The sequence below is a fragment of the Vibrio mytili genome (assembly GCF_000830505.1).
Classification (GTDB): domain Bacteria; phylum Pseudomonadota; class Gammaproteobacteria; order Enterobacterales; family Vibrionaceae; genus Vibrio; species Vibrio mytili.
Map to the genome: position 1 here is coordinate 75,744 of NZ_JXOK01000063.1, position 22,862 is coordinate 98,605.

At 44.4% G+C, this 22,862-nt stretch carries 22 protein-coding genes and 1 pseudogene; 6 read left to right on the plus strand and 17 right to left on the minus strand.

Annotated elements, in window-relative coordinates; genetic code table 11:
• Nucleotides 1-303: 303 nt before the first annotated feature.
• Nucleotides 304-2,109 carry a DUF3413 domain-containing protein gene (locus SU60_RS16560; RefSeq protein ID WP_041156497.1) on the minus strand — a complete coding sequence of 602 codons (1,806 nt, stop codon included), beginning with the start codon at nucleotides 2,107-2,109 and terminating at the stop codon, nucleotides 304-306.
• A 22-nt stretch (nucleotides 2,110-2,131) separates the two neighbouring features.
• Nucleotides 2,132-2,359, minus strand: a complete 228-nt coding sequence (locus SU60_RS16565) for a YejL family protein (protein ID WP_041156498.1) — start codon at nucleotides 2,357-2,359, stop codon at nucleotides 2,132-2,134.
• Nucleotides 2,360-2,444: 85 nt separating this feature from the next.
• Between SU60_RS16565 and yejK the strand changes: the two genes are divergently transcribed.
• Nucleotides 2,445-3,443, plus strand: a complete 999-nt coding sequence (gene yejK, locus SU60_RS16570) for a nucleoid-associated protein YejK (RefSeq protein WP_041156519.1) — start codon at nucleotides 2,445-2,447, stop codon at nucleotides 3,441-3,443.
• 157 nt (nucleotides 3,444-3,600) lie between these two features.
• Here the strand turns inward: yejK and nhaC are convergent, their stop codons facing one another.
• A complete protein-coding gene (nhaC, locus tag SU60_RS16575) occupies nucleotides 3,601-5,034 on the minus strand; it encodes a Na+/H+ antiporter NhaC (RefSeq protein WP_041156499.1) in 1,434 nt (477 codons plus the stop codon).
• A 417-nt stretch (nucleotides 5,035-5,451) separates the two neighbouring features.
• Here nhaC and asd point away from each other — a divergent pair, with 417 nt between their 5' ends.
• The gene (asd, locus tag SU60_RS16580) at nucleotides 5,452-6,567 is read left to right on the plus strand and encodes an aspartate-semialdehyde dehydrogenase (RefSeq protein ID WP_041156500.1); all 1,116 of its coding nucleotides are present in this window, start codon (nucleotides 5,452-5,454) and stop codon (nucleotides 6,565-6,567) included.
• An 82-nt stretch (nucleotides 6,568-6,649) separates the two neighbouring features.
• On the opposite strand, the gene SU60_RS16585 is transcribed toward asd, so the two are convergent.
• Together SU60_RS16585 and SU60_RS16590 are read right to left on the minus strand one after the other, a co-directional pair.
• On the minus strand, nucleotides 6,650-7,516 hold the full coding sequence (locus SU60_RS16585; RefSeq protein ID WP_128814704.1) for an ion transporter: 867 nt from the start codon (nucleotides 7,514-7,516) through the stop codon (nucleotides 6,650-6,652).
• A gap of 35 nt (nucleotides 7,517-7,551) precedes the next feature.
• The gene (locus tag SU60_RS16590; protein WP_041156501.1) at nucleotides 7,552-8,190 is read right to left on the minus strand and encodes a YchE family NAAT transporter; all 639 of its coding nucleotides are present in this window, start codon (nucleotides 8,188-8,190) and stop codon (nucleotides 7,552-7,554) included.
• Between the two features lie 699 nt (nucleotides 8,191-8,889).
• Between SU60_RS16590 and adhE the strand changes: the two genes are divergently transcribed.
• Nucleotides 8,890-11,592 (plus strand): bifunctional acetaldehyde-CoA/alcohol dehydrogenase, encoded by a 2,703-nt coding sequence (gene adhE, locus SU60_RS16595; protein WP_041156502.1) that lies wholly within the window; start codon nucleotides 8,890-8,892, stop codon nucleotides 11,590-11,592.
• Nucleotides 11,593-11,768: 176 nt separating this feature from the next.
• Here adhE and SU60_RS16600 read toward each other — a convergent pair whose 3' ends face one another.
• The 3 genes from SU60_RS16600 to sodB all read right to left on the minus strand — a co-directional run bounded on the left by SU60_RS16600 (nucleotide 11,769) and on the right by sodB (nucleotide 13,955).
• Nucleotides 11,769-12,452 (minus strand): SDR family oxidoreductase, encoded by a 684-nt coding sequence (locus SU60_RS16600; protein ID WP_041156503.1) that lies wholly within the window; start codon nucleotides 12,450-12,452, stop codon nucleotides 11,769-11,771.
• A gap of 183 nt (nucleotides 12,453-12,635) precedes the next feature.
• Nucleotides 12,636-13,139, minus strand: coding sequence for a VC2046/SO_2500 family protein (locus SU60_RS16605; protein ID WP_041156504.1), 504 nt, complete (start codon nucleotides 13,137-13,139; stop codon nucleotides 12,636-12,638).
• 231 nt (nucleotides 13,140-13,370) lie between these two features.
• Nucleotides 13,371-13,955, minus strand: coding sequence for a superoxide dismutase [Fe] (sodB, locus tag SU60_RS16610; protein WP_041156505.1), 585 nt, complete (start codon nucleotides 13,953-13,955; stop codon nucleotides 13,371-13,373).
• Nucleotides 13,956-14,242: 287 nt separating this feature from the next.
• On the opposite strand from sodB, the gene SU60_RS16615 reads away from it, so the two are divergent.
• Both SU60_RS16615 and SU60_RS16620 read left to right on the plus strand, forming a co-directional pair.
• Nucleotides 14,243-14,578, plus strand: a complete 336-nt coding sequence (locus SU60_RS16615; RefSeq protein WP_041156506.1) for a Grx4 family monothiol glutaredoxin — start codon at nucleotides 14,243-14,245, stop codon at nucleotides 14,576-14,578.
• Between the two features lie 75 nt (nucleotides 14,579-14,653).
• Complete coding sequence (locus tag SU60_RS16620; protein ID WP_041156507.1) at nucleotides 14,654-15,286, plus strand: DsbA family protein; 633 nt, start codon at nucleotides 14,654-14,656, stop codon at nucleotides 15,284-15,286.
• A 144-nt stretch (nucleotides 15,287-15,430) separates the two neighbouring features.
• Here the strand turns inward: SU60_RS16620 and SU60_RS16625 are convergent, their stop codons facing one another.
• Both SU60_RS16625 and rnt read right to left on the minus strand, forming a co-directional pair.
• A complete protein-coding gene (locus tag SU60_RS16625) occupies nucleotides 15,431-16,756 on the minus strand; it encodes a Na+/H+ antiporter family protein (protein WP_041156508.1) in 1,326 nt (441 codons plus the stop codon).
• A 21-nt stretch (nucleotides 16,757-16,777) separates the two neighbouring features.
• The gene (gene rnt, locus SU60_RS16630; protein ID WP_041156509.1) at nucleotides 16,778-17,422 is read right to left on the minus strand and encodes a ribonuclease T; all 645 of its coding nucleotides are present in this window, start codon (nucleotides 17,420-17,422) and stop codon (nucleotides 16,778-16,780) included.
• A gap of 284 nt (nucleotides 17,423-17,706) precedes the next feature.
• On the opposite strand from rnt, the gene motY reads away from it, so the two are divergent.
• Entirely contained in the window at nucleotides 17,707-18,588 is an 882-nt protein-coding gene (motY, locus tag SU60_RS16635) for a flagellar protein MotY (protein WP_041156510.1), read from the plus strand.
• On the opposite strand, the gene SU60_RS16640 is transcribed toward motY, so the two are convergent.
• The 7 genes and pseudogenes from SU60_RS16640 to SU60_RS22925 all read right to left on the minus strand — a co-directional run.
• Nucleotides 18,585-19,019, minus strand: a complete 435-nt coding sequence (locus SU60_RS16640; protein WP_041156511.1) for a DUF2753 domain-containing protein — start codon at nucleotides 19,017-19,019, stop codon at nucleotides 18,585-18,587. The genes motY and SU60_RS16640 overlap by 4 nt on opposite strands.
• A 148-nt stretch (nucleotides 19,020-19,167) precedes the next feature.
• The gene (gloA, locus tag SU60_RS16645; RefSeq protein ID WP_041156512.1) at nucleotides 19,168-19,584 is read right to left on the minus strand and encodes a lactoylglutathione lyase; all 417 of its coding nucleotides are present in this window, start codon (nucleotides 19,582-19,584) and stop codon (nucleotides 19,168-19,170) included.
• A 32-nt stretch (nucleotides 19,585-19,616) separates the two neighbouring features.
• A complete protein-coding gene (gene nth, locus SU60_RS16650; RefSeq protein WP_041156513.1) occupies nucleotides 19,617-20,258 on the minus strand; it encodes an endonuclease III in 642 nt (213 codons plus the stop codon).
• 65 nt (nucleotides 20,259-20,323) lie between these two features.
• Nucleotides 20,324-21,016 (minus strand): electron transport complex subunit E, encoded by a 693-nt coding sequence (locus SU60_RS16655; protein WP_041156514.1) that lies wholly within the window; start codon nucleotides 21,014-21,016, stop codon nucleotides 20,324-20,326.
• Nucleotides 21,013-21,648: an electron transport complex subunit RsxG gene (gene rsxG / locus SU60_RS16660; protein WP_041156515.1), complete on the minus strand. Its 636-nt coding sequence runs from the start codon at nucleotides 21,646-21,648 to the stop codon at nucleotides 21,013-21,015. Before rsxG ends, SU60_RS16655 begins: the two co-directional genes overlap by 4 nt.
• Before the next feature lie 7 nt (nucleotides 21,649-21,655).
• Nucleotides 21,656-22,702, minus strand: coding sequence for an electron transport complex subunit RsxD (gene rsxD, locus SU60_RS16665; RefSeq protein WP_041156516.1), 1,047 nt, complete (start codon nucleotides 22,700-22,702; stop codon nucleotides 21,656-21,658).
• Nucleotides 22,702-22,862 (minus strand): annotated as a pseudogene (locus SU60_RS22925) (electron transporter RnfC); the annotation flags it as partial. The gene rsxD and the pseudogene SU60_RS22925, both read right to left, overlap by 1 nt.

Consider the following 22,862-nt stretch of genomic DNA (forward strand, 5'->3'; position numbering starts at 1 on the left):
CAATGGGTTCGATACAACGGAGAGCGGTGGATATGAATCTTTCGATCACAGCCTTTCTCTATGTATAAGCCTAGTCGGGGATTTGCAATTCTGCTTAACAATTATGAATTTATTGTCGAAATTTACATTCAAATCACGCTTCAATATTAGAGTTATTGGTCTCGGTTATGAATTGCTCAGATATCAATTGCCTAATGTATGTGAACTGGGGTTGGGCAGAATTTGACGAAAAAAAAAGAGAGCCGAAGCTCTCTTATATTGCATATTTGTCTTAGTTGTTGTGGCGCTTGTCCACTTTTCGCTTTAGTTCTCTTTTGTGTAAAAGCGCTGAAGCTCGGTCAAACCTTGCATTAACACGGGCAGTTTTGGTGACTCATCGCGCAAGCGTTTATAGTGACTATCGTACAGTTTGTAGTTGCCGAACTTGTCTATTACCGTTGTTTGAGAATCAGTAATTAAAGCTAGCTCACGAGAGTCACCAGCAAGAATCCAACGACGGCGGCTTTCATCGAACAAGTTGCGACCGCTGCTGTAATCATTCGGGTTAGAAGAAACGCCCAACATGTCCTGCAGTAAAGTGACAGAAAGGTCTAGGTGGCTAGTATTGTGCTTAAACTCTCCAGGAACTTTACCCGGCCAATGAATCACCATCGGCACTTGCAATTGGTAGCGACTGTAGTTGCTATTAGCACCCCAACTGTTGGTGTTCGTTTCATTGAATTCACTACCGTGGTTCGAGGTAATGATCACGATTGTATTCGCAAGTAGGTTAGCTGCCTCAAGATCGCTGATGATTTGCCCAACGGTTTTGTCAGCCGATTTCACGGCAAATTCATACGCTTTTTTGAATCGTTCACCTGCTGGCATTTCTTTATCTGTCGAAGAGCTAGATTCGAAGTTATCAACCGTATTAATTTCGATAAAGCTAAACCAAGGTTGTTTCGCATTTTCAGTTAACCATGTATTCCAATGATCAACCGATTGCTGAACGGTTTGAGCTTGTGTGCCATCGAGTTTGTCCGCTAAGCGAAGATCTCTGAAAATGATTTCAGGGTAGAGATCGTCCTCAAAGCCGTTGCCGCTAAACAGACCGAAGCTATAACCTTGATCTTTTAGTACGTTCAGTAGGACAGGGGACGCGCCTTGTGCTTCGATACTTGATGCATAGCTAGTTGGTAAACCGTAGAACAAACCGAACGCACCATGGGAGTCGTTACTTGAACTATAGTGATTAAGAAAATTTTGACTGCTCTGCGCGAATTGATACAGGTTCGGCATCTCTTCTTGATTGAGGGCATCTGCGCGCAAATTGTTGACACTAAGCATCAGCACGTTGAGTTTATTGACTCTGCGGTTAAACTCAAGCGGTTCAATCGGGTAGTTAACAAGCTCTGAGCTGCCCTTATTCTCGGCCAATCGTTGTAAATATTCTTCACGATCAAGTAAACCGTGTTTTTCCATAAAGCTTTTTGCTGTCATTGGATACGACAACGGGAAGTTAGAACGTTGGCTAGTAATTGGATTGTAGAAATAAGCATCGGCCCAAATGTACACCAGATGGCTTGCGATAAAGCTGACGAAAAACAGTCCCGCTAATGGACGGCCAATATGCTTATGAGAAAGCTTGCGTTGTTTTCTCCACACCCATTCAGACAGTGCAAGCTGAGTGAGGAAAATCAGTGGCATCACGACAAACAGGTGTTGGAGATCTGAGCTCAGTGCACTTTTATCATCGCTGAATAATAATTCCCAAACAACCGGATTTAAATGTAAGTTGATTGACTGATACGCTTGAGTATCGACCAACAAAGCCGTCTGTCCGACTGTGGCAAATATCACTGCCACCAAGCGAAACAGCTTTCTTGATGGCAGGATAAAGGTTAACGGGAACAACACGAGTAAGTAGAGCGCAAACACTAGGAAGCCGAAATGGCCAACCCAGGACATCGCTAGATAGAATTGACCTAGCAGTGTCTCAGGCCAAGGTGACTGAACAATGTAACGTGTGCCTATCAACATCGAAGCAACGATATTGAAGAATGCAAACCAATGTCCCCAACCAACCAGTCGAGATACACGTTCGCCGTATGAATTTCCGCTGTCTACCATGTATGTGTCTAATTATCCGTTATTAATGTGTTTTTGGTGTGTCTAATGAAGACATCAGTGCCTGCGCAAATTTTTCAGCAATCGCTTGGCGTTGTGAAGCTGCAACTTGCTGATTTAAGACATTGGTTGCGATATTTCCGGCAATCATTAGCGTTAATTCAGGAGAGGAACCATGTTTTTCAAGGACCATGGCGACTTCTGCAAGAATTTTCTCTACTTGTTCGTCAGTATATTTAGATGTAATCGGCATAAAGACTCTAATAATGATAGTAAAAGCGGCTTATGATAACCTACAATGCCCTTCAACTAAAACCTTGTCGCAAGATAAAATCATTATGAGTCTTCATCTTTCAAACGTTATTCTGCATCAACTATGTAAAAACGATCAGGACGAATTGGTTGTTAACTTTCGTCCGGCATCATTAGAGAACGATGCGTCGACAGAAAATTTAGTCGCTGAGCTGCATCGAGTCTTCCATTCCAAAGCTGGTAAAGGCTTTGGCTGCTTCCAATCAGACAGTGAGTTTCAGTTTTGGCTCCAAGAGATGCGAAAAGGAGAGCGAGATTTTTATGACTTCTCACAAATTGGTGCAAATCGACTGAAAGATGAGTTGATTAAATATCCATTTGCTGATGAAGGCATCTTGGTCTTTGCCGAATACCAAAGCTTAGCTACAGATTATTTGTTCATTGGTATTCTACCGATGAATCAGAGCCTTAAGATCACGGAAGGCCTAGATATCAGTGCAACGGATTATCTAGACATCAGTAAAATGGATATAGCCGCGCGCATTGATCTATCCAGCTATGAAACCGATAAAGAGTCTAACCGTTACTTACAGTACATTAAAGGAAGAGTAGGGCGAAAAGTGGCTGACTTCTTCCTTGATTTCCTTCAAGCAGACATTGGCCTAGATACCAAACAGCAGAACTTAGTACTCATGCAGGCGGTGGACGACTTCTGCGCAGATTCAAAATTAGAAAAGCAGGAAGTAAACGAATACAAAAAACAAGTGTTTGATTACTGTAGCGAGCAAATTAAATCAGGCGACGAAGTTCAAATTTCCGAGCTTTCAGGCGAGCTACCAGCAAGCCAAGACGGCACAAGTTTTATGGACTTTACCAAAGAACAGGGCTATGAATTAGAAGAGTCTTTTCCGGCAGATCGAGCCACGGTGCGTAAATTGACTAAGTACGTCGGTGCGGGCGGTGGTTTGAACATCAGTTTTGATAGCCTGTTATTGGGTGAGCGTGTTTTTTACGATCCTGAAACCGATACGCTGACGATAAAGGGAACGCCACCCAATCTAAAAGATCAGTTAAGTCGCAATTAGGTCTCTTAACAGAGTTATCTAATATTGAATATCAACAAGAGGGCCATCGGCTCTCTTTTTAAATGTATGTTATTAAAGAATAAAAAAGAGCGCGATTGCGCTCTTTTTGCTCACTCTTATACCAGCAAGAGTGGTGAAATACTTATTTAGCGTAGTATTACGCCGTTTGCTGCTTCAACTCGTGTTCTTTTTGCTCTGTTGGTTCCATCGTCGGATCACATTTGTCGACGAACCAACCCATGTAAGAAGTGACAATGGTCACGACAATACACACAAAACTCAACCACATAAACGGCGCGTAGGAAAGGGTCGCGACACCAAGTATGCTCGCCATATAGATACCATTATCACTCCACGGCACCATGCCCGATGTTAGCGTGCCGCCGAACTCTGCGTTACGAGACAAATTCTTACGTTGGTAGCCCAAGCGATCGTAATTCTTCGCACAGATTTTTGGCGTTAATATCAAAGAGACGTACATCGCTGACCCAAAGACGTTACCCATAAATGCCGTACCTATGGTACTTGTCGCAAGTGAGCCTGCGCTTTGGACGCGCTTTTCGAACAGTTTAGCAATGGTCTCTAATACACCCACTTTATCGAGTAAACCACCAAAGCCAAGTCCGAAGACGATAACGGCAACTGACCCTAGCATTGAAGACATACCGCCACGGTTAAGAATTGAGTCGATGAACTCAACGCCAGAAGACAGTTCAAATGGCGCCCAAGCCGTATTGAAGGCAACCAAGAAATCGACTTCTTGGATCATGACAGCCCAAATAATCCCAAGCAATGAGCCAAAACTGATTACAGGAAAAGAAGGCATGCGCATCGCTAATAAAGATAAGACGATTAATACTGGCACAAACGAGTATGGCGTAATATAGAACTGTTGCTCCATGGCTCTAATAACCGAGTCAACTTGGCTCATGTCGACTTGTCCTGCGTAGTGGAAGCCAAATACAGTAAACATGATGCCAGTAATGATGTAGCTGATTAAAGCAATCGGAAGCATGCCTTTTATGTGCTCCACAACTTCGACATTGGACATTGAAGAAGCAAGAATGACGGAATCAGATAGGGGCGACATTTTGTCACCGAAGTAACAACCCGAAAGTACAGCACCCGCCGTAATCGGAGCTGGAACACCAAGACCTTGGCCAATCCCCATCATCGCGATACCTGCGGTACCAGCGGCGCCCCATGATGTACCAGTAGCAAGTGCTGTTAATGAACAGATGAGCATAGTGGCGAGTAAAAAGATAGAAGGGTGGATGGCTTTCAATCCGTAATAAATGATCGTTGGGACGATCCCGCCAGATATCCAAGTTCCGACTAACGCACCCACGGCAAGCAAAATTAATACGGCTCCAAGACCATTTGAAATGCCTTTTAATGCCGCTTTTTCAAGCTCTTTATACTTATGACCCAATTTTATGCCTAAGAACATAATAATAAACCATCCAATATACAGTGCTAGCTGGATTGGTAGATCAAGTTTGGCGGTAAATGAAAATGCCAAAAGCAAAAATAAACCTAATGAGATGAGTACCTGCATCAAGTTAGGAAGTCGCGGTGTAACTTGCTTCATATGTGCCTCTTTAAATGTTGGAGCAGTAGAGGAATGTGCTCCTTATCGCAATGGCGCACAACATACAGTACCCAGCGTTTTGTTTCGAATTTTTAGTTATATATATTGATTTTCGTCCGGTTAATCGTTTGCATTTGAAGTTAAATTTCAAAATGTGTCAAATTAAGTTATCTGAAATGTTATGTAATGTGAAAAATATGTGCTTCATCTGTTGCGGTCGCAAAAAGTTAATCATCTACCCATAGGTCGAATGTCTCGTTCGGGACTAAAGACGGACATAGGCAAGAAAAAGCACGGCTAGCACTAATTTTTTGTGGAAATCAGTAAAAAAAGACGACATTTACAAATTAGGGGTTGAGATTTTTTTGTGAAAAATGAACTATGGGGGAGGTTTTTAATACACGGAGAGTTAATGCGATGAGAGTTGGTTTAGTTGGTTGGCGCGGTATGGTGGGTTCTGTCCTTATGCAGCGCATGGTTGAAGAAAAAGACTTCGATCTCATCGAACCAGTATTCTACAGTACTTCTCAAATTGGTATTCCTGCTCCTAACTTAGGAAAAGACGCAGGCTTGCTGCAAGACGCGTTTGATATTGAAAGTTTAAAACAACTTGATGTGATCATTACGTGTCAAGGTGGTGGCTACACTGAAAAAGTTTACCCAGCACTTCGTCAAGCTGGTTGGAAAGGCTACTGGATTGATGCTGCTTCTACATTGCGTATGGCAGAAGATTCTATTATCACGCTTGATCCAGTCAACCTGAAACAGATTCAACAAGGCATTCATGCTGGCACTAATACATTTGTTGGTGGTAACTGTACTGTAAGTCTGATGCTCATGGGTCTTGGTGGCCTGTTCGAGAAAGGCCTTGTTGAGTGGACAAGTGCGATGACGTATCAAGCTGCATCTGGCGCAGGTGCTCAGAACATGCGCGAATTGATCTCTCAAATGGGTGTTATCAATGATTCTGTGAGCTCTGAGCTTGCGAATCCAGCCAGTTCTATTCTTGATATCGATAAAAAAGTCGCAGATACAATGCGTAGTGCTTCTTTCCCTACGGATAAGTTCGGCGCTCCTCTTGCTGGTTCATTGATTCCATGGATTGATGTAAAACGTGAAAACGGACAGAGCAAAGAAGAGTGGAAAGCAGGTGTTGAAGCGAACAAGATTCTAGGCTTCCAGGATTCACCAGTTCCAATTGATGGTACATGTGTACGTATCGGTGCAATGCGTTGTCACTCACAAGCTTTAACCATTAAGTTAAAGCAAAATGTCCCTATGGATGAAATCGAAGATATCATTGCGAATCACAACGAATGGGTGAAAGTGATTCCAAACGAACGTGATATCACAGCGCAAGAGCTAAGTCCTGCAAAAGTAACAGGTACTATGTCTGTGCCTGTTGGTCGTCTGCGTAAGATGGCCATGGGCGATGATTTCCTAAATGCATTCACCGTTGGTGACCAATTGCTTTGGGGTGCGGCAGAGCCACTGCGTCGTACATTGCGAATCATCCTTGCTGAAAAAGCGTAAGCTTATTGGCGATAGAACAAGGGCTCCTGTTTTGGAGCCCTTTTTATTGCACGCTTTTGTTTTTCTTTTTTTCTCTTCTCTTTTACTTCGATGACTGCTCACCCCTTACCACTCTTTTATCAGGGTCAGCCAATTCACTGCCACAATGCTTGCAATAGATAGCGTCAGGATCATGGCCTGCCTGTGAGCAATTTGGGCACTTAACCAGAGTTTTGTGTGACTGCATTTCTTGATGCAACTCTGCAGTGAATATCCCCGTCGGCACGGCCAAAATGGAATAACCCAATAACATTGTGAGTGAGGCGAGCGCTTTACCTAAATTTGTCTGTGGCACGAGGTCTCCGTAACCAACCGTTGTAATAGTGACAATAGCCCAATAGATGCTCTTGGGAATGCTGGTAAAGCCATTTTCAGGGCCTTCGACAATGAAAATTAAAGAGCCGAATATGGTGACGAGGATGGCGACGGAACTGAAGAAAATAAAAATCTTTCTGCGTGCCATCAGCAGCGAACGTAATAAAATGTTCGACTCTTGCAAGTAACGCACTAACTTTAATATTCGGAAAATCCGAAGCACACGAAGCGCTCTGATCACACCCATGAACGTTGCTGAAGGAAAAAACAACACTAAATAGGTGGGGAGTATTGCGAGTAAATCGACAACGCCATAAAAGCTTTTTGCATAGGCAGCAGGTTTTGGTGAACAGTACAGTCGAAGTAAGTACTCAACCGTGAATAAACCGGTAAAGGTGTACTCCAAGTACTTCAATTCTGTCGCCCATTCTGCCGATACCGCAGGGATAGAATCGAGAACCAATACGACTAATGAACTGATGATCGCGATAATTAGAGCGATATCGAAGGTACGCCCCGCTTTGGTGTGCGTACCAAAGATAGTGATGTAAAGCGTATGTTTAAGAGAGTCTTCCGTCATGATAAAGCGATCCATTATTGAGTCGCTTTATCATACAGTTTTATCGAAACTCAGGCTAATCCTGGGAATAGGCTTCTCAATCCGTTGGCAATAAATTCGATACCCAGTGCGCCCAGGATAAGGCCCATAATACGGGTAATGACGTTGATCCCGGTTTGGCCTAGCACGCGGACGATCAACGGCGCTGAACGAAATAGCAGCCAAGAGCAGAAGCAGAAAACACAAATCGTAATGCTGATGCCTACCGTATCCAACATATCTGGGTAACGAGAGCCATAGACGATGGTTGAGCTGATCGCACCAGGGCCAGCCATTAAAGGCATAGCAAGGGGAACGACCCCAATTTGTTCACGGCTAACCGATTCTGTTCTTTCTTGCTTGTTCTGCTTATCTTCACCCAACTTACCGCTCATCATTGAGAACGCGATGCTCAATAGTAGCAGCCCGCCTGCCACGCGAAACGAATCTAGAGAAATGCTGAACATGTCTAGCAGCATCTGACCTGCAAACAGTGAAATAGTCAAAATGATAGCAACCGCGATGTTCGCGGTCGTGGCGGTTTTGTGCTTCTCTTCGGGTGTCATGTGGCCCGTCAGAGACACGAACACAGGCATGATGCCGACGGGGTTAACGGCAGCGACCAATCCCAAGAAAAATTGCAGGAAAATAGCGAGCTCAAACGTTTGCATAGTGTTTACTCAATCAAGGTTCACATTAGTGAAAGACGGACGGGGTAACATGTTCCAAGTGAGACAAGTTTTCATACTTGGCCTATTGGTTTTTTAGGTCGTCAATGTAAGTCAAAAACTGCCTAGGATGAAATGAAAAAAACTAACGAATTCACGGCAATTTCGGTGAGAAAAACTAATATTTTAACGAACTGTGTAGAGGATGATTGAAAATTGTTGCATAAATTAAGGTTGACAAATAGTGAGATATGCATAAACGTTAACATTCGCACATTTTTGATAAAAAACTGGGGGCTTTGTAGAGAGCAAGGCAGGTTTCTATATACTCTCAGTAGCACAGAAATTCAGGACTACATGTAATTTGTTGTCTAAAAATGAAACTTTTTTACAGGTTGTTGTTGTTTCTTTTAATTATTTGAGCGTTTGGCTCTTTTTTGTTCAATAAAAGTTTAATTAAAAATAATTTATATATCAGTTAGTTAGGTTAGGTTTTGAAGGTGGGTTACTACTTAAAGGGTATTTCGAGAGTGAGAACTGATCCAAGTCAATTTTTTTCACACTCTGAAATATTATACTCAGTCCTGAAAGCAATTTACTAAGATGGTTGTTACCTAACTCGCTGAAGATAAATAGCAAACCGGACAGACAATAGCCTTAATAAAAAGTTTTTAATATTTTGTTAATTTTAGGAGAACCCCTATGCCTGTAACTAATATGGCTGAACTAGATGCAATGGTCGCTCGCGTTAAGAAAGCGCAAGAAGAGTTCGCTACTTACTCTCAAGAGCAAGTAGACAAAATCTTCCGCGCTGCGTCTCTTGCTGCTAACCAAGCTCGTATCCCTCTAGCGCAACAAGCGGTAGAAGAATCTGGTATGGGTATTGTTGAAGATAAAGTAATCAAGAACCACTTCGCTTCTGAGTTTATCTACAACAAATACAAAGACGAAAAAACGTGTGGCATCCTAGAAGAAGATGACAACCTAGGTACAATGACTATCGCTGAGCCTGTAGGTATCATCTGTGGTATCGTACCAACTACTAACCCAACATCGACAGCAATCTTCAAATCTCTTATCTCTTTGAAGACTCGTAACGGTATCATCTTCTCTCCACACCCACGTGCGAAAAACTCTACTAACGATGCAGCAAAACTTGTTTTAGATGCAGCGGTAGCAGCTGGTGCTCCAAAAGACATCATCGGTTGGATTGACCAACCTTCAGTTGAGCTTTCTAACGCACTTATGAAGCACGATGACATCGCACTTATCCTTGCAACTGGTGGTCCAGGCATGGTTAAAGCGGCTTACTCTTCTGGTAAACCAGCGATCGGTGTTGGTGCAGGTAACGTTCCTGTTGTTATCGATGAAACTGCTGACATCAAACGTGCAGTTGCTTCTATCCTAATGTCTAAAACATTCGATAACGGCGTAGTATGTGCTTCTGAGCAGGCAGCTATCGTTGTTGATGAAGTTTACGACGAAGTTAAAGCACGTTTCGCTTCTCACAAAGCATACGTTCTAAACAAAACTGAAGCAGATAAAGTACGTAAAGTACTGCTTATCGATGGCGCACTAAACGCGAAAATCGTAGGTCAACCAGCAGCAGCTATCGCAGAAATGGCTGGCGTTAAAGTTCCTGCTGATACGAAAGTTCTTGTTGGTGAAGGTCTGGGTAAAGTTGCGTACGATGACGCATTCGCTCACGAAAAACTATCTCCAACTCTAGGTTTGTTCCGTGCTGACAACTTCGAAGACGCAGTTGCTCAAGCGGTAACTATGGTTGAAATCGGCGGTATCGGTCACACGTCTGGTCTTTACACTAACCAAGATGTAAATGCAGACCGTATCCGTTACTTCGGTGATAAGCTAAAAACTGCACGTATTCTAATCAATATCCCGACTACACACGGTGGTATCGGTGACTTGTACAACTTCAACGTTGCGCCTTCTCTAACACTAGGTTGTGGTTCATGGGGTGGTAACTCTATCTCTGAGAACGTAGGTCCTAAGCACCTAATCAACAAGAAAACTGTAGCGAAGCGAGCTGAAAACATGTTGTGGCACAAACTACCTAAGTCAATCTACTTCCGTCGTGGTAGCCTTCCAATCGCACTTAGCGACCTAGAAGGTAAGAAACGCGCATTCCTAGTTACTGACCGTTTCCTATTCAACAACGGCTATGCAGATGACGTAGTGAAACTACTGAAATCTCAAGGCATGGAAGTTCAAACTTTCTTCGACGTAGAAGCGGATCCAACGCTATCTGTTGTTAAGAAAGGTGCCGCTCAAATGGCTAGCTACCAACCAGATGTTATCCTTGCTCTAGGTGGTGGTTCACCAATGGATGCAGCGAAAATCATGTGGGTAATGTACGAGCACCCAGAAACACACTTCGAAGAGCTTGCAATGCGCTTTATGGACATCCGTAAACGTATCTACAAGTTCCCTAAAATGGGTCAAAAAGCTGAACTTGTTTGTATCACAACAACTTCAGGTACGGGTTCAGAAGTTACTCCATTCGCGGTTGTTACAGACGACGAAACTGGTGCTAAATACCCACTAGCTGACTACGAACTAACGCCAAACATGGCTATCGTAGACGCGAACCTAGTGATGAACATGCCTAAGTCTCTAACGGCATTCGGTGGTTACGATGCTGTGACTCACGCTCTAGAAGCTTACGTATCTGTTCTTGCGAACGAATACTCTGATGGCCAAGCTCTGCAAGCACTTAAGATGCTTAAAGAGTACCTACCATCAAGCTACGCGAACGGTGCAAATGACCCAATCGCTCGTGAAAAAGTACACAACGCCGCAACTATCGCTGGTGTAGCATTTGCCAACGCATTCCTAGGTGTATGTCACTCAATGGCACACAAACTAGGTGCTGAGTTCCACGTACCACACGGTTTGGCGAACGCACTGCTTATCTCTAACGTTGTACGTTACAACGCGAACGATAACCCAACTAAACAAACTGCGTTCTCTCAATACGACCGTCCACAAGCACGTCGTCGTTACGCTGAGGTTGCTGACCACCTAGGCCTAAGCCAAGAAGGTGACCGTACTGCTCAGAAGATTGAACGTCTACTAGCATGGATGGATGAGCTAAAAGTTAACCTAGACATCCCAATGTCAATCCAAGCAGCGGGTGTTGCTGAAGCTGACTTCCTTGCGAAACTAGATGAGCTAGCAGTTGAAGCGTTCGATGACCAATGTACTGGTGCGAACCCACGCTACCCACTAATTAGCGAGCTGAAAGAAGTGCTATTGGCTTCTTACTACGGTAAAGCTTTCGTTGAAGGTGAAACTTTCGAAGGTACAACTGTAATCAAGAAAAAAGCAGACCAAGAAGCAGCTAAACCAGCAGCTAAAGCGAAAAAAGAAAAAGCTGACGCGTAATTAAGAGTCGCTTTGAGTAAAGGTTTTCGCTAGCACGAAACCTTAATCGGGAAATGTTAAAGCCCCAGTCGATATGACTGGGGCTTTTTTTTTGCTGCTCGTTTATTGCTTGTTCCTGCGCTTATTTTTTCGATATATAGCTGAAGATTAATGAAAAATTATGGTCATCATAGGTATTAAACTTCCGTCGCAACCACTCGGCCGCTAAAGTACTCATTGGAAACGATGTAAGCGGTGTTTCTCACCAGTTCGTCTTGAACTTCTGACCAATGGGTTGCGTTTCGACCCTCTTTCGTTTGGCTGACCGAAGGAATAACGCCCCCCACGCGAATATTAAATGGCGTAAGTTCTTTAGCCCAACTGTGCGTAAACCCAGACACTAATGCCGCCACATTTTCAATGCCACTTAAATCTTCATGATTATCATGAGAGATGACGTTGACGATCACGCCTTTTTTATTCTCAGCGCGAAGCCGTTCTGCTCCTACCTGACCATAGGCATAAAGAAAACGAGTAGCAGACGACAAGTGGTCGATGTAGACATTCATCGGTTCGGGCGTCATCAACCCAGGCATGGGCGTGCTGGTCCAGCAATTGACGATGACGTCAGGAGCCTCACCCAGTTGTTCGTGTATTTTGTCAAACATCAGCTGAATAGAAGCGGGGTCATCGTCCAGTGCCTTCATCGCATACACATTGTCTGTAAAAGCACTGATTTGGTCGTAACTGGTGCGTAACGCATTGCTATCTTGATCGCATAAGATCAAAATCGCACCTAAATGCGCAAAGTGGCTGGCGCACGTTCGACCGATTACCGACCCGGCTGACGTAACGAGAATAATTGAGTCTTTAATGTCCATAACATCTTCACTGTATCCGTACATAAAGCAGTAGCTTGTTCGAACAGCATGGTTTAATTTCGCCACATCTAGTGTGAATGGCTTCAAACTAACGATGATATTGTTTAGGTAAAGTGCCGGAATTGGTAAAGGGTCACACTTCTAGAGCGAGGGAAGTGTAAGTGGAGGGGAAAAAGCCGATCTCTACACTTGTGCTTGAATATGGTATTGGCGCTGGGCAGTGACTAACTGATTGTAAAGATTGGCATCTGGGATAAGTTTTTTGTTTCGTTCCCCTAAACTGCGACGCTCATGACCGGATAGGTTGTGGTAAACCTCTTCGGGTAGGTTAAACGTGTCTTCAGGTAAATACGTCAGAGCATCCGGCTTTAGGTAATGACAAAGCTTTGCTGAGGGTAATCCCGAAGTTTGGAATTGCTTGGCTTGTTCTGCCGCCAACTCATAACTGCTGGTGTCTGAACGCAAAGCCTGAGGTTGAGAAAGGCTGAACTGCTGACGAAGGATATCGTCGCTTGTCTTAACGCTATCAACCTCTTCTATAGGTACCGCATCACGGACATCGTTCGAGAACATCGACAAAATCAACGCAAAATCGGCGCGACGACCTTCGTTAACCGCATGGTTGATACCATTGCCGATATGAAGTTCGTTGATGACGCTCGCTTTGTCTAAAGTATGAATTTGCATGGTGTTCCTCTTGAGTTGCTTTTATAACGGCAGACTCAATAGAAACTTGAGTAAAAAGAAGTGACTACATTGAAAAAAGCAAATAAGCGGGGGGAGGTCGATTGTCGAGAAAGCACCTGAGTGAACAACATGTCACTACAGTATGACTTTTACCTCACAGGCTAACCAATAAAAAAGCTCGCTAAAAATAGCGAGCTTTTATAAAGACTAAATTGAACTAGGGGAAGTGAATTACTTCGCTAGGTTCTCTGCAACGAAGTCCCAGTTTACAAGAGCCCAGAAGCCGTTCATGTAATCAGGACGTAGGTTGCGGTAATCGATGTAGTACGCGTGTTCCCACAGGTCAACAGTAAGAAGTGGAGTAACACCTTCTTCAGTTAGTGGAGTTGCAGCGTTAGAAGTGTTAACGATGTCTAGAGAACCGTCAGCCTTCTTAACTAGCCAAGTCCATGAAGAACCGAAGTTGTTGATTGCTGAATCAGTGAACTTCGCTTTGAATTCTTCAAAAGAACCGAATGCCGCGTTGATTGCATCAGCAACTGCGCCAGTTGGTTCGCCGCCTGCGTTTGGAGCTAGACAGTGCCAGTAGAACGTGTGGTTCCAGATCTGAGCTGCGTTATTGAATACGCCACCAGTAGAAGTTTTGATGATCTCTTCTAGAGTTTTGCCTTCGAACTCAGTGCCAGGAATTAAGCCGTTTAGCTTCACAACGTAAGTGTTGTGGTGCTTACCGTGGTGGTAGTCTAGAGTTTCTGCTGAGATATGTGGTTCTAGTGCGTCTTTTGCGTATGGAAGTGCTGGTAGTTCAAATGCCATTACTCGATTCTCCGTTGATTTGAAAGGGGAGACCCTTTCGATTGCTTCCAGTTTATTCTTACTTATATGTCATCGTAACGACTGACTTGCTAGTTATTTTAATAAAGTTTTTACTTTATTAAAAGCCATATATGAAAAAAATTTCAGCGACTAACAGTGCAAAATGCTGAATGAGTCGTCGATAAACTACTTTACTATAGACCTTATCAATTATATGGTTTTTATTCTGTGTTTATTGAGTAGAATGTGACAAATAAACAAAGTGAACATCTAGGAATGAGGAAGCGATGGAAACTATCGACAAAATCAAACAGCAGATCTCAGAAAACACGATTCTGCTGTACATGAAAGGCTCACCGAAACTGCCAAGCTGTGGTTTCTCTTCTCAAGCAGCTCAAGCGCTTATGGCATGTGGTGAAAAGTTCGCTTACGTAGATATTCTACAAAACCCAGATATCCGTGCAGAGCTACCAAAATACGCACAGTGGCCAACGTTCCCTCAGCTATGGATTGAAGGTGAGCTAATTGGCGGTTGTGACATCATTTTGGAAATGTACCAAAAAGGTGAACTTCAGCCTCTAATCAAAGAAGCCGCAGAGCGCGCAGAAGGTCAAGCTGAGTAATTCGTAAATACTCGCATTTGGCGATAGAATACAAAGGAGCCGCATTGGCTCCTTTTTCTTTTTTAGGTTAGTGGAATGAACATAAAGCTTTACTACGTACATGACCCGATGTGCAGTTGGTGTTGGGGTTACAAGCCAACCATCGAGAAACTGAAACAGCAGCTGCCAGGCGTGATTCAATTCGAGTATGTGGTGGGTGGGCTTGCGCCTGATACGAATATGCCAATGCCACCAGAAATGCAGCAGAAGCTTGAAGGCATTTGGTCGCAGATTGAACGTCAACTGGGGACTAAGTTTAACTACGATTTCTGGAAACTGTGTACGCCAGTAAGAAGTACTTATCAGGCTTGTCGCGCCGTGATTGCGGCGGGGTTTCAGGACTCGTATGAGCAGATGTTAGAAGCCATTCAACACGCTTACTATTTACGAGCGCTGCCGCCACATGAAGAAGCCACCCATTTGCAGTTAGCCAGAGAAATCGGGCTTAACGTCCAGCAATTTAAAAATGATATGGATGGGACACTCTTAGAGGGCGTATTCCAAGATCAGCTTAGCCTTGCGAGAAGCTTAGGGGTGAACTCGTATCCGAGTTTGGTCCTGCAGATTAACGATGCGTACTTCCCGATCGAAGTGGATTACTTGTCGACAGAATCTACTCTTAAATTGATTCGTGAACGCATCTTAGAAAATTTGCCAGAACAAGAATGAGTGATAACGCTTAGCTGAACATGACCAAACGTTATGATTTTATCAAACGTTAAACAAAGAAAAGCCGCTGAAGTCAGCGGCTTTTTTGTCTCTATATTTTGTCAATAGGACTGGTTTTGCCAATAGCGACTGGCAAATCGTGTTCTACAGCACCATTGCTGCAATCCAACCGAAAATAATCAGTGGGACGTTGTAGTGTAAGAACGTAGGTACCACGGTTTCCCAAATGTGCTCGTGCTGACCGTCCGCATTCAGGCCTGATGTTGGACCTAACGTTGAGTCAGAGGCTGGTGAACCCGCATCTCCCAATGCTGCTGCTGTACCGACAAGCGCGATAGTTGCCATCGGTGAGAAGCCAAACGCCAATGAAAGCGGCACGTAGATGGTGGCGATAATTGGGATGGTTGAGAAAGAAGAACCGATCCCCATTGTGACCAATAGACCCACCACAAGCATTAACAGAGCCGCTAGCGGTTTATTGTCGCCGATGCTGGTGGATAGAGCTTGTACCAGAGTTTCCACGCCACCGGTCTCTTTCATTACCGCAGCAAAACCAGCGGCAGCAATCATGATGAAGCCGATCATCGCCATCATGTGTACGCCACGAGTAAACACGTCTTGTGTTTCTTTCCAAGCGATAACGCCACCAAAGGTGAACACCATAAAGCCGCCTAGGGCACCGATGATCATAGAGCCGGTATAAAGTTGTACGCTAAGTGCGGCAATGATACCGATCACGGCAACGACAATGTGCTTCTTATTAATCGTGTGGTCGGTTTCATGAATGACGGTTAATTTAGTCTCTTCGTAGATGCGTGGTTTACGATAGCTGACAAAAATAGCAATTAGCAAACCAAATACCATGCCTGCGCCTGGTAATAGCATCGCAGTAGGGACTTGGCTTGCGACGACGTTTACTAACCCATTATCATGCAGGTTCTTTAACAAGATATTGTTTAAGAAAATACCGCCAAAGCCGACCGGTAGAACCATATATGGCGTAATAAGGCCAAATGTTAGAACACAGGCAATCAAACGGCGGTCTAGTTTAAGTTTCGCAAATACGCCCAAAAGAGGTGGGATCAAAATTGGAATAAAGGCGATGTGAACCGGAATAACGTTCTGAGAAGACATGGTTACTAGTACCAACGCGACAAGTACAGCGTATTTTAAACCAGTCGTTGACGCAGAGTGCTCTTTGCCGTTAATACGTTTGATAACGTTTTTGGCCAAAAGGTCTGTGATGCCAGATTTCGAAATTGCCACAGCGAACGTACCAAGCATTGCGTAGCTTAATGCGATAGTTGCACCACCACCAAGACCGCTTTCAAATGCAGCGACGGTATCACCTACGCTCATACCTGCGACAAGGCCACCAACGATGGCACTAAACGTGAGGGCGACCACCACGTTGACGCGCATCAATGCTAATACGAGCATGACGCAAACAGAGATAACAACAGGGTTCATACTTTTCCTAATATGTTAAGATTATTCTTGGTCAACAAGCGGCCAGCCGCCTAAGGCCTTCCATTTGTTAACGATGCCACAGAATAATTCTGCAGTTTTTTGTGTGTCGTAAAGCGCGGAGTGCGCTTCGCGATTGTCGAATTCCATCCCTGCTGTTTTGCACGCTTTGGCAAGCACAGTTTGACCATAAGCAAGGCCACTGAGTGTGGCGGTGTCAAATGTGGCAAATGGATGAAAAGGGACTCTCTTTAGTTTGCAGCGTTCATTGGCTGCATTAACAAAACTCAAGTCAAAGGCCGCATTATGGGCGACCATTATCGCTCTCGAACAGTCGGCCGCTTTTTGCTCTTTGCGGATCAGTTTATAGATCTCTTTTAACGCTTCTTGTTCGCTAACTGCGCCACGTAATGGGCTGAATGGGTCACGAATACCATTAAATTCAAGTGCTTCTTTCTCTAAGTTCGCACCTTCAAAGGGCTCTACATGAAAATGAATGGTGGAGGCGGGATGCAATACGCCATCTTCGTCCATGCGAAGAGTGACAGCGCATATTTCTAAAAGTGCATCTGTCTGAGCGTTGAAACCTGCTGTCTCAACGTCAACAACCACAGGAAAATAACCACGAAAACGCTTTTTCAAGGTAAGAGCTTCATTTTCTATTGTCATGTTTACTTATATTAGTGTGACGAAGGCTGCATTATTGCAGATTCTAGTGATGAGAAAAACCGCAAACTAAAAGAATTACTTAATTCTCGTTAACCTTGTTTCAAAAATTAGAACCGTGGATTACTTACGTTTTATCACTCTGTCGCTCGGTATTGAATCTCGCTTTATTTTCTTTTTTAACTGCCATCCTCTCTTTGCTGGTAAGGATTTTGCATCTTAGGTTGCAGAGAGTTCAATTGATTAATGTAAGCGGCAATCGACTGCCGCCGAGAGACCAGACGTAAATGAATAAATGGCTTATAACAACTGGCATGATGTTTTCGTTGTTCAGCGCCAATAGCTACGCGGCGTTGGGGAAACGGTACATCGCGACACCGCAGCAATCGCAGTGGGAAATGGTTGTGAACACTCCGCTAGAATGTCGGTTGGTTCATCCAATCCCAAGCTTTGGGGATGCGGTGTTTTCTTCACATGCGAGTAAAAAAATCAATTTGGATTTCGAATTGAAAATGCGCCGTCCTATGGGGGAAACGCGCGATGTCAGTTTGGTCTCTCTACCACCGCCTTGGCGTCCTGGTGATCGCGCTGACCGCATTACCAATTTGAAATTTTTTAAGCAGTTTGATGGTTACGTTGGTGGGCAAACCGCGTGGGGGATACTTTCTGAACTGGAAAAAGGCCGCTATCCAACATTCAGCTATCAAGATTGGCAAAGCCGTGATCAACGAATTGAAGTGTCGCTCTCCTCGGTTCTATTCAAGTTCAAATATAATGCGTTCAGCGACTGTATTTCTAATTTGCTCCAGTACAGCTTTGAAGATATTGCGTTCACGATTTTACATTATGAACGACAGGGTGATCAGTTGACTAAAGCATCGAAAAAACGACTCTCTCAGATAGCCGATTACGTTAGATACAATCAAGACATTGATCTTGTGCTGGTGGCCACTTACACGGATTCGACAGATGGAAAAAGCGAAAGCCAAAACTTGTCTGAAAGGCGTGCCGAGTCGCTCAGAAAATATTTTGAGTCTTTAGGTCTACCAGAAGATCGAATCCAAGTTCAGGGATACGGCAAACGACGACCGATTGCGGACAATGGCTCGCAGATCGGAAAAGACAAGAACCGTCGTGTCGTGATTTCTCTGGCCCGAACGCAAGTCTAATTTAAGCGGAACTTAGCGATGATCTCGCAGTTCGTCGCCGTATCGATTTTTTCGACTTGTTGAGCGATGACTGGGTTTGGATGACGCTTCATAAAGTCGATGAGTGCTTTGGTACAGCAACCAATAGACTCAATAAAACTTGCGCAATCTTTATTTGGGCATTGAGGGATGAGCGTGAGCACTTTTTCTGAGGCAAGCTGTAAGTATTTTAGTTCGTATTCGGTATCCCCAGCCCAGCGCCAGAACTGCGCCAAGTTGTGACAAGAAATGACAGATATCAGTAGTCTTTCATCTGCCTCTATCTCTATGCATTCACTGATATCTTCACTTAGGTTAAGTGCTTGTTGGTAGTGAAGAATACTCCGTATGGGATCATCGAGTTGTAAGGCGGTGTCTGCCAAAAGTGTATGTTTTTCCCATTCACTGATCATTATTATCGTCCTAGCCGTGGATGTTGCGGATAAAACTAAACGATAATTATTATCAAGTAAAGTGTTTTGTTTATAAACCGTCCATAAAAAAATAGGCAGATCTTTGATCTGCCTATTATCGTTATCAGCGTATGATTAATTCGTCTGATTAGCCTTCAAGACCTGCTGAAGCTTGTTTGTTCTGAATCAATTCAATCATGTAACCATCAGGATCTTTGACGAACGCAATGTGTGTCGTGCCGCCTTTCACTGGACCTGGTTCGCGAGTGACGTTACCGCCGACGGCTTTGATGGCATCACAAGTCGCGTAAATATCATCAAATCCAATTGCGATATGACCATAAGCGTTGCCAAGATCATACTCACTGGTGCCCCAGTTGTAAGTCAGTTCGATCACTGCACCTTCAGACTCGTCGCCGAAGCCCAGAAACGCTAGTGTGTATTCATATTCTTTGTTTTCGTTTGTACGAAGAAGCTTCATTCCCATGACTTCTGTGTAGAATTTGATGGACTTGTCCAAGTCACCAACACGTAGCATGGTATGTAGAATTCGACCGTTTGACATTATTTGCTCCTAGCTTTCGTTTGCAGATAGCGCTAACTATCTGGGTAGACTTTCTCTTTAAACTCACACAAATCTTCAATGATGCAGCTACCGCAGCGTGGCTTTCTGGCCAGGCAGGTGTAACGACCATGAAGAATTAACCAGTGGTGCACGTCAAGTTTGAACTCTTTCGGTACCACTTTCAGTAATTTTTGTTCTACGTCGTCAACGGTTTTACCCATCGCAAATTTTGTGCGATTTGAGACTCGGTAGATGTGCGTATCGACGGCAATCGTTGGCCAGCCAAACGCGGTGTTGAGAACCACATTCGCAGTTTTACGGCCAACACCAGGCAATGCCTCTAGTGCGGCACGATCTTCCGGTACTTCACCATTGTGCTTTTCCAGCAAGATCTTACACGTTTTGATGGTGTTTTCTGCTTTTGAGTTAAACAGGCCAATGGTCTTGATGTACTCTTTTAACCCGTCAACGCCTAAGTCTAGAATCGTTTGCGGGGTGTTCGCGACAGGAAACAGCTTATCCGTTGCTTTGTTGACGCTCACGTCGGTTGCCTGTGCAGACAACAGTACCGCGATTAATAACTCAAATGGCGAGTCCCAGTTGAGCTCGGTTTGAGGGTTGGGGTTGTTTTCTCGTAATCGTTCTAGGATTTCAATTCTTTTTATTTTATTCATTGCTGACTTCCAATACCGTCTATGCGGTTTATGAAAAAGACCCTCGTTTGCAGGGCCTTTAATTTTTATGCGTTGGTCACGCGAGCGCGCTCTATTGTCGGCTTTTCTTCTTTTGGCTGACGTGCCTGAATGGCACTATCAATAATATTTTTTAGAGCAATCAGCAATCCAACACCAATAAATGCGCCTGGTGGGAGTAGGGCAAGTAGGAAGCTGCTATCAAAATGGAAGATTTCGATTCGCAGCGATGATGCCCAATCACCGAGCAGCAAGTCAGCGCCATCAAATAACGTGCCGTTACCGATTACTTCTCGCATTGCGCCTAATACGACCAACACACTGGTCATGCCCAAACCCATCCACAAGCCATCAAGTGCGGCAGGTAAGACATCGTTTTTAGAGGCATACGCTTCTGCTCGACCAATAATGATACAGTTGGTGACGATCAATGGAATGAAGATGCCCAAAGACAGGTATAAACCGTAAGCGTAGGCGTTCATTAATAACTGAACACAGGTTACCAGTGAGGCGATGATCATTACAAATACGGGAATACGGACTTCTTTTGGAACGTAATTACGAATAAGAGAGACGGTCACGTTGGAGCTAACCAATACCAATAGCGTTGCGATGCCAAGACCAAGGGCGTTAGTGATCGTCGATGAAACAGCGAGTAGGGGGCATAAGCCCAATAGCTGGACTAACGCTGGGTTATTGTCCCACATGCCATTTTTCATCAGTAATTTGTTGTCACTCATTCTTGGCCTCCTGCGCAATTTAGGGGCTGGTTGAGAATATCGTCACGAGACTTATTCACATAGTTTACCGTGTTTCTTACTACTTTGACGACGGCTCTTGGTGTAATGGTTGCTCCGGTAAACTGATCAAAATCGCCACCATCTTTGCGTACTTTCCATGAATCCCAATTCTCTTCCGTCACTTCTTTGCCAGTAAAACCGAGGATCCAATCCGTTATACGTAGATCGATTCTATCTCCTAACCCTGGCGTTTCTTGGTGGCTTAATACGCGGGTACCAAGAATTTTTCCTTGGTTATCAATGCCAGTAATGACTTTTATCTCCCCGTTGTAGCCGTCGGGTGCGATGGATTCGATCGCAATCGCTGTTGGTTCATCACCTTGTTTCGCGATATAAGCTGGCATCGCATGCAATGTACCAAGCTCTGGTGAAGATACCAGGGTACACGCTTGAGTCAGCGCATTGTCGTGCATGGTTTTAGGTATAACTTGGTTAAGAACAGATAACAACTGTTTCTGTTCTTGACGTTGTATTTGATCTTCGGTCAGGTATTGAGTCAATGCCACCAGACCAGTGGTTGCACACGCAAAAATTGCGAGTGTCAGGCCATTTTTTCTAATTGCAGTTAACATGTTTTCCTCAGTGGCCGTAAGTTCTAGGTTTGGTGTAGTAATCGATAAGAGGTACACACATATTCGCGATAAGGACGGCGAACGCGACACCGTCGGGGAAACCACCCCAACTACGAATCATAAAGACTAACGCGCCAATCAATGCACCAAAAATCAGACGACCTTTTACCGTTGTCGATGCCGAGACTGGATCGGTGGCAATGAAAAAAGCACCAAGCATGGTGGCACCAGAGAATAGATGAAATACGGGTGAGGCGGTTTCTCCTGGCGTTAACAGGCTAAACACCAAACTAAATACAGCCAAACTCGCCAAGAAACCTGCAGGGATATACCACTGGATAATGCGTTTTTTGATCATGACGATGCCGCCAAGCAAGTAAGCAAGGTTTACCCATTGCCAACCAATACCTGCAAAACCACCAAAAATAGGGCTTGAAAAGACTTCACTCGGTGTCGCGCCACCACGAATCCCCGTTTTAAACGCGTCAAGTGGGGTTGCCATTGTCACGCCATCAATACCAGCTCGCACTTGCTGCAAAGATAATCCATCGGAATCGAAGCCAGTAAAAATGAGTGACAGTGTATCCGCGAAGTTAACCTGATCAGGTATAAGTGATGTCGGTGCGCTCCAACTGGTCATTTGAACAGGGAAGGAGATAAGCAGCACTACATACGCGACCATCGCGGGGTTAAACAGGTTTTGCCCCAGGCCGCCATACAAATGTTTAGCAATGACGATCGCGAAGATTAAGCCAATCACTACTATCCACCAAGGAGACCAAGGTGGGATAGCGACGGCAAGCAGCCAAGCAGTGACGATAGCACTGTTGTCACGTAATGCACGTAGCGGAGAACGTTTGCGAGCTATCATCACAAGTGCTTCCAATGATAGAGCAACGGCGATGGCAAAAATCAATTGGATCAGCGTCCCCCAGCCAAAAAAATACGTCTGAGCGGCTAAACCAGGAATCGCACAAAGGGCAACCCACTTCATCAGGTCGGGCGTGCTGCGTCGGCTGTGGGTATGCGGTGAACTCGCAATAAAAAACGACATTACTCGTTCTCCTCAGTATTGTTCTTATTGGCGTTTTGTTGCGCTTTACGCGCTTTGGCACGGGCAATGGCAGCAGCAACAGCGGCTTTCTTCGGATCGTCTTCTGGCTTAACTGGCGTGCTTTCTTCTTCTGCTTCGTCGTCTTGTTTAGCCGGTGTGC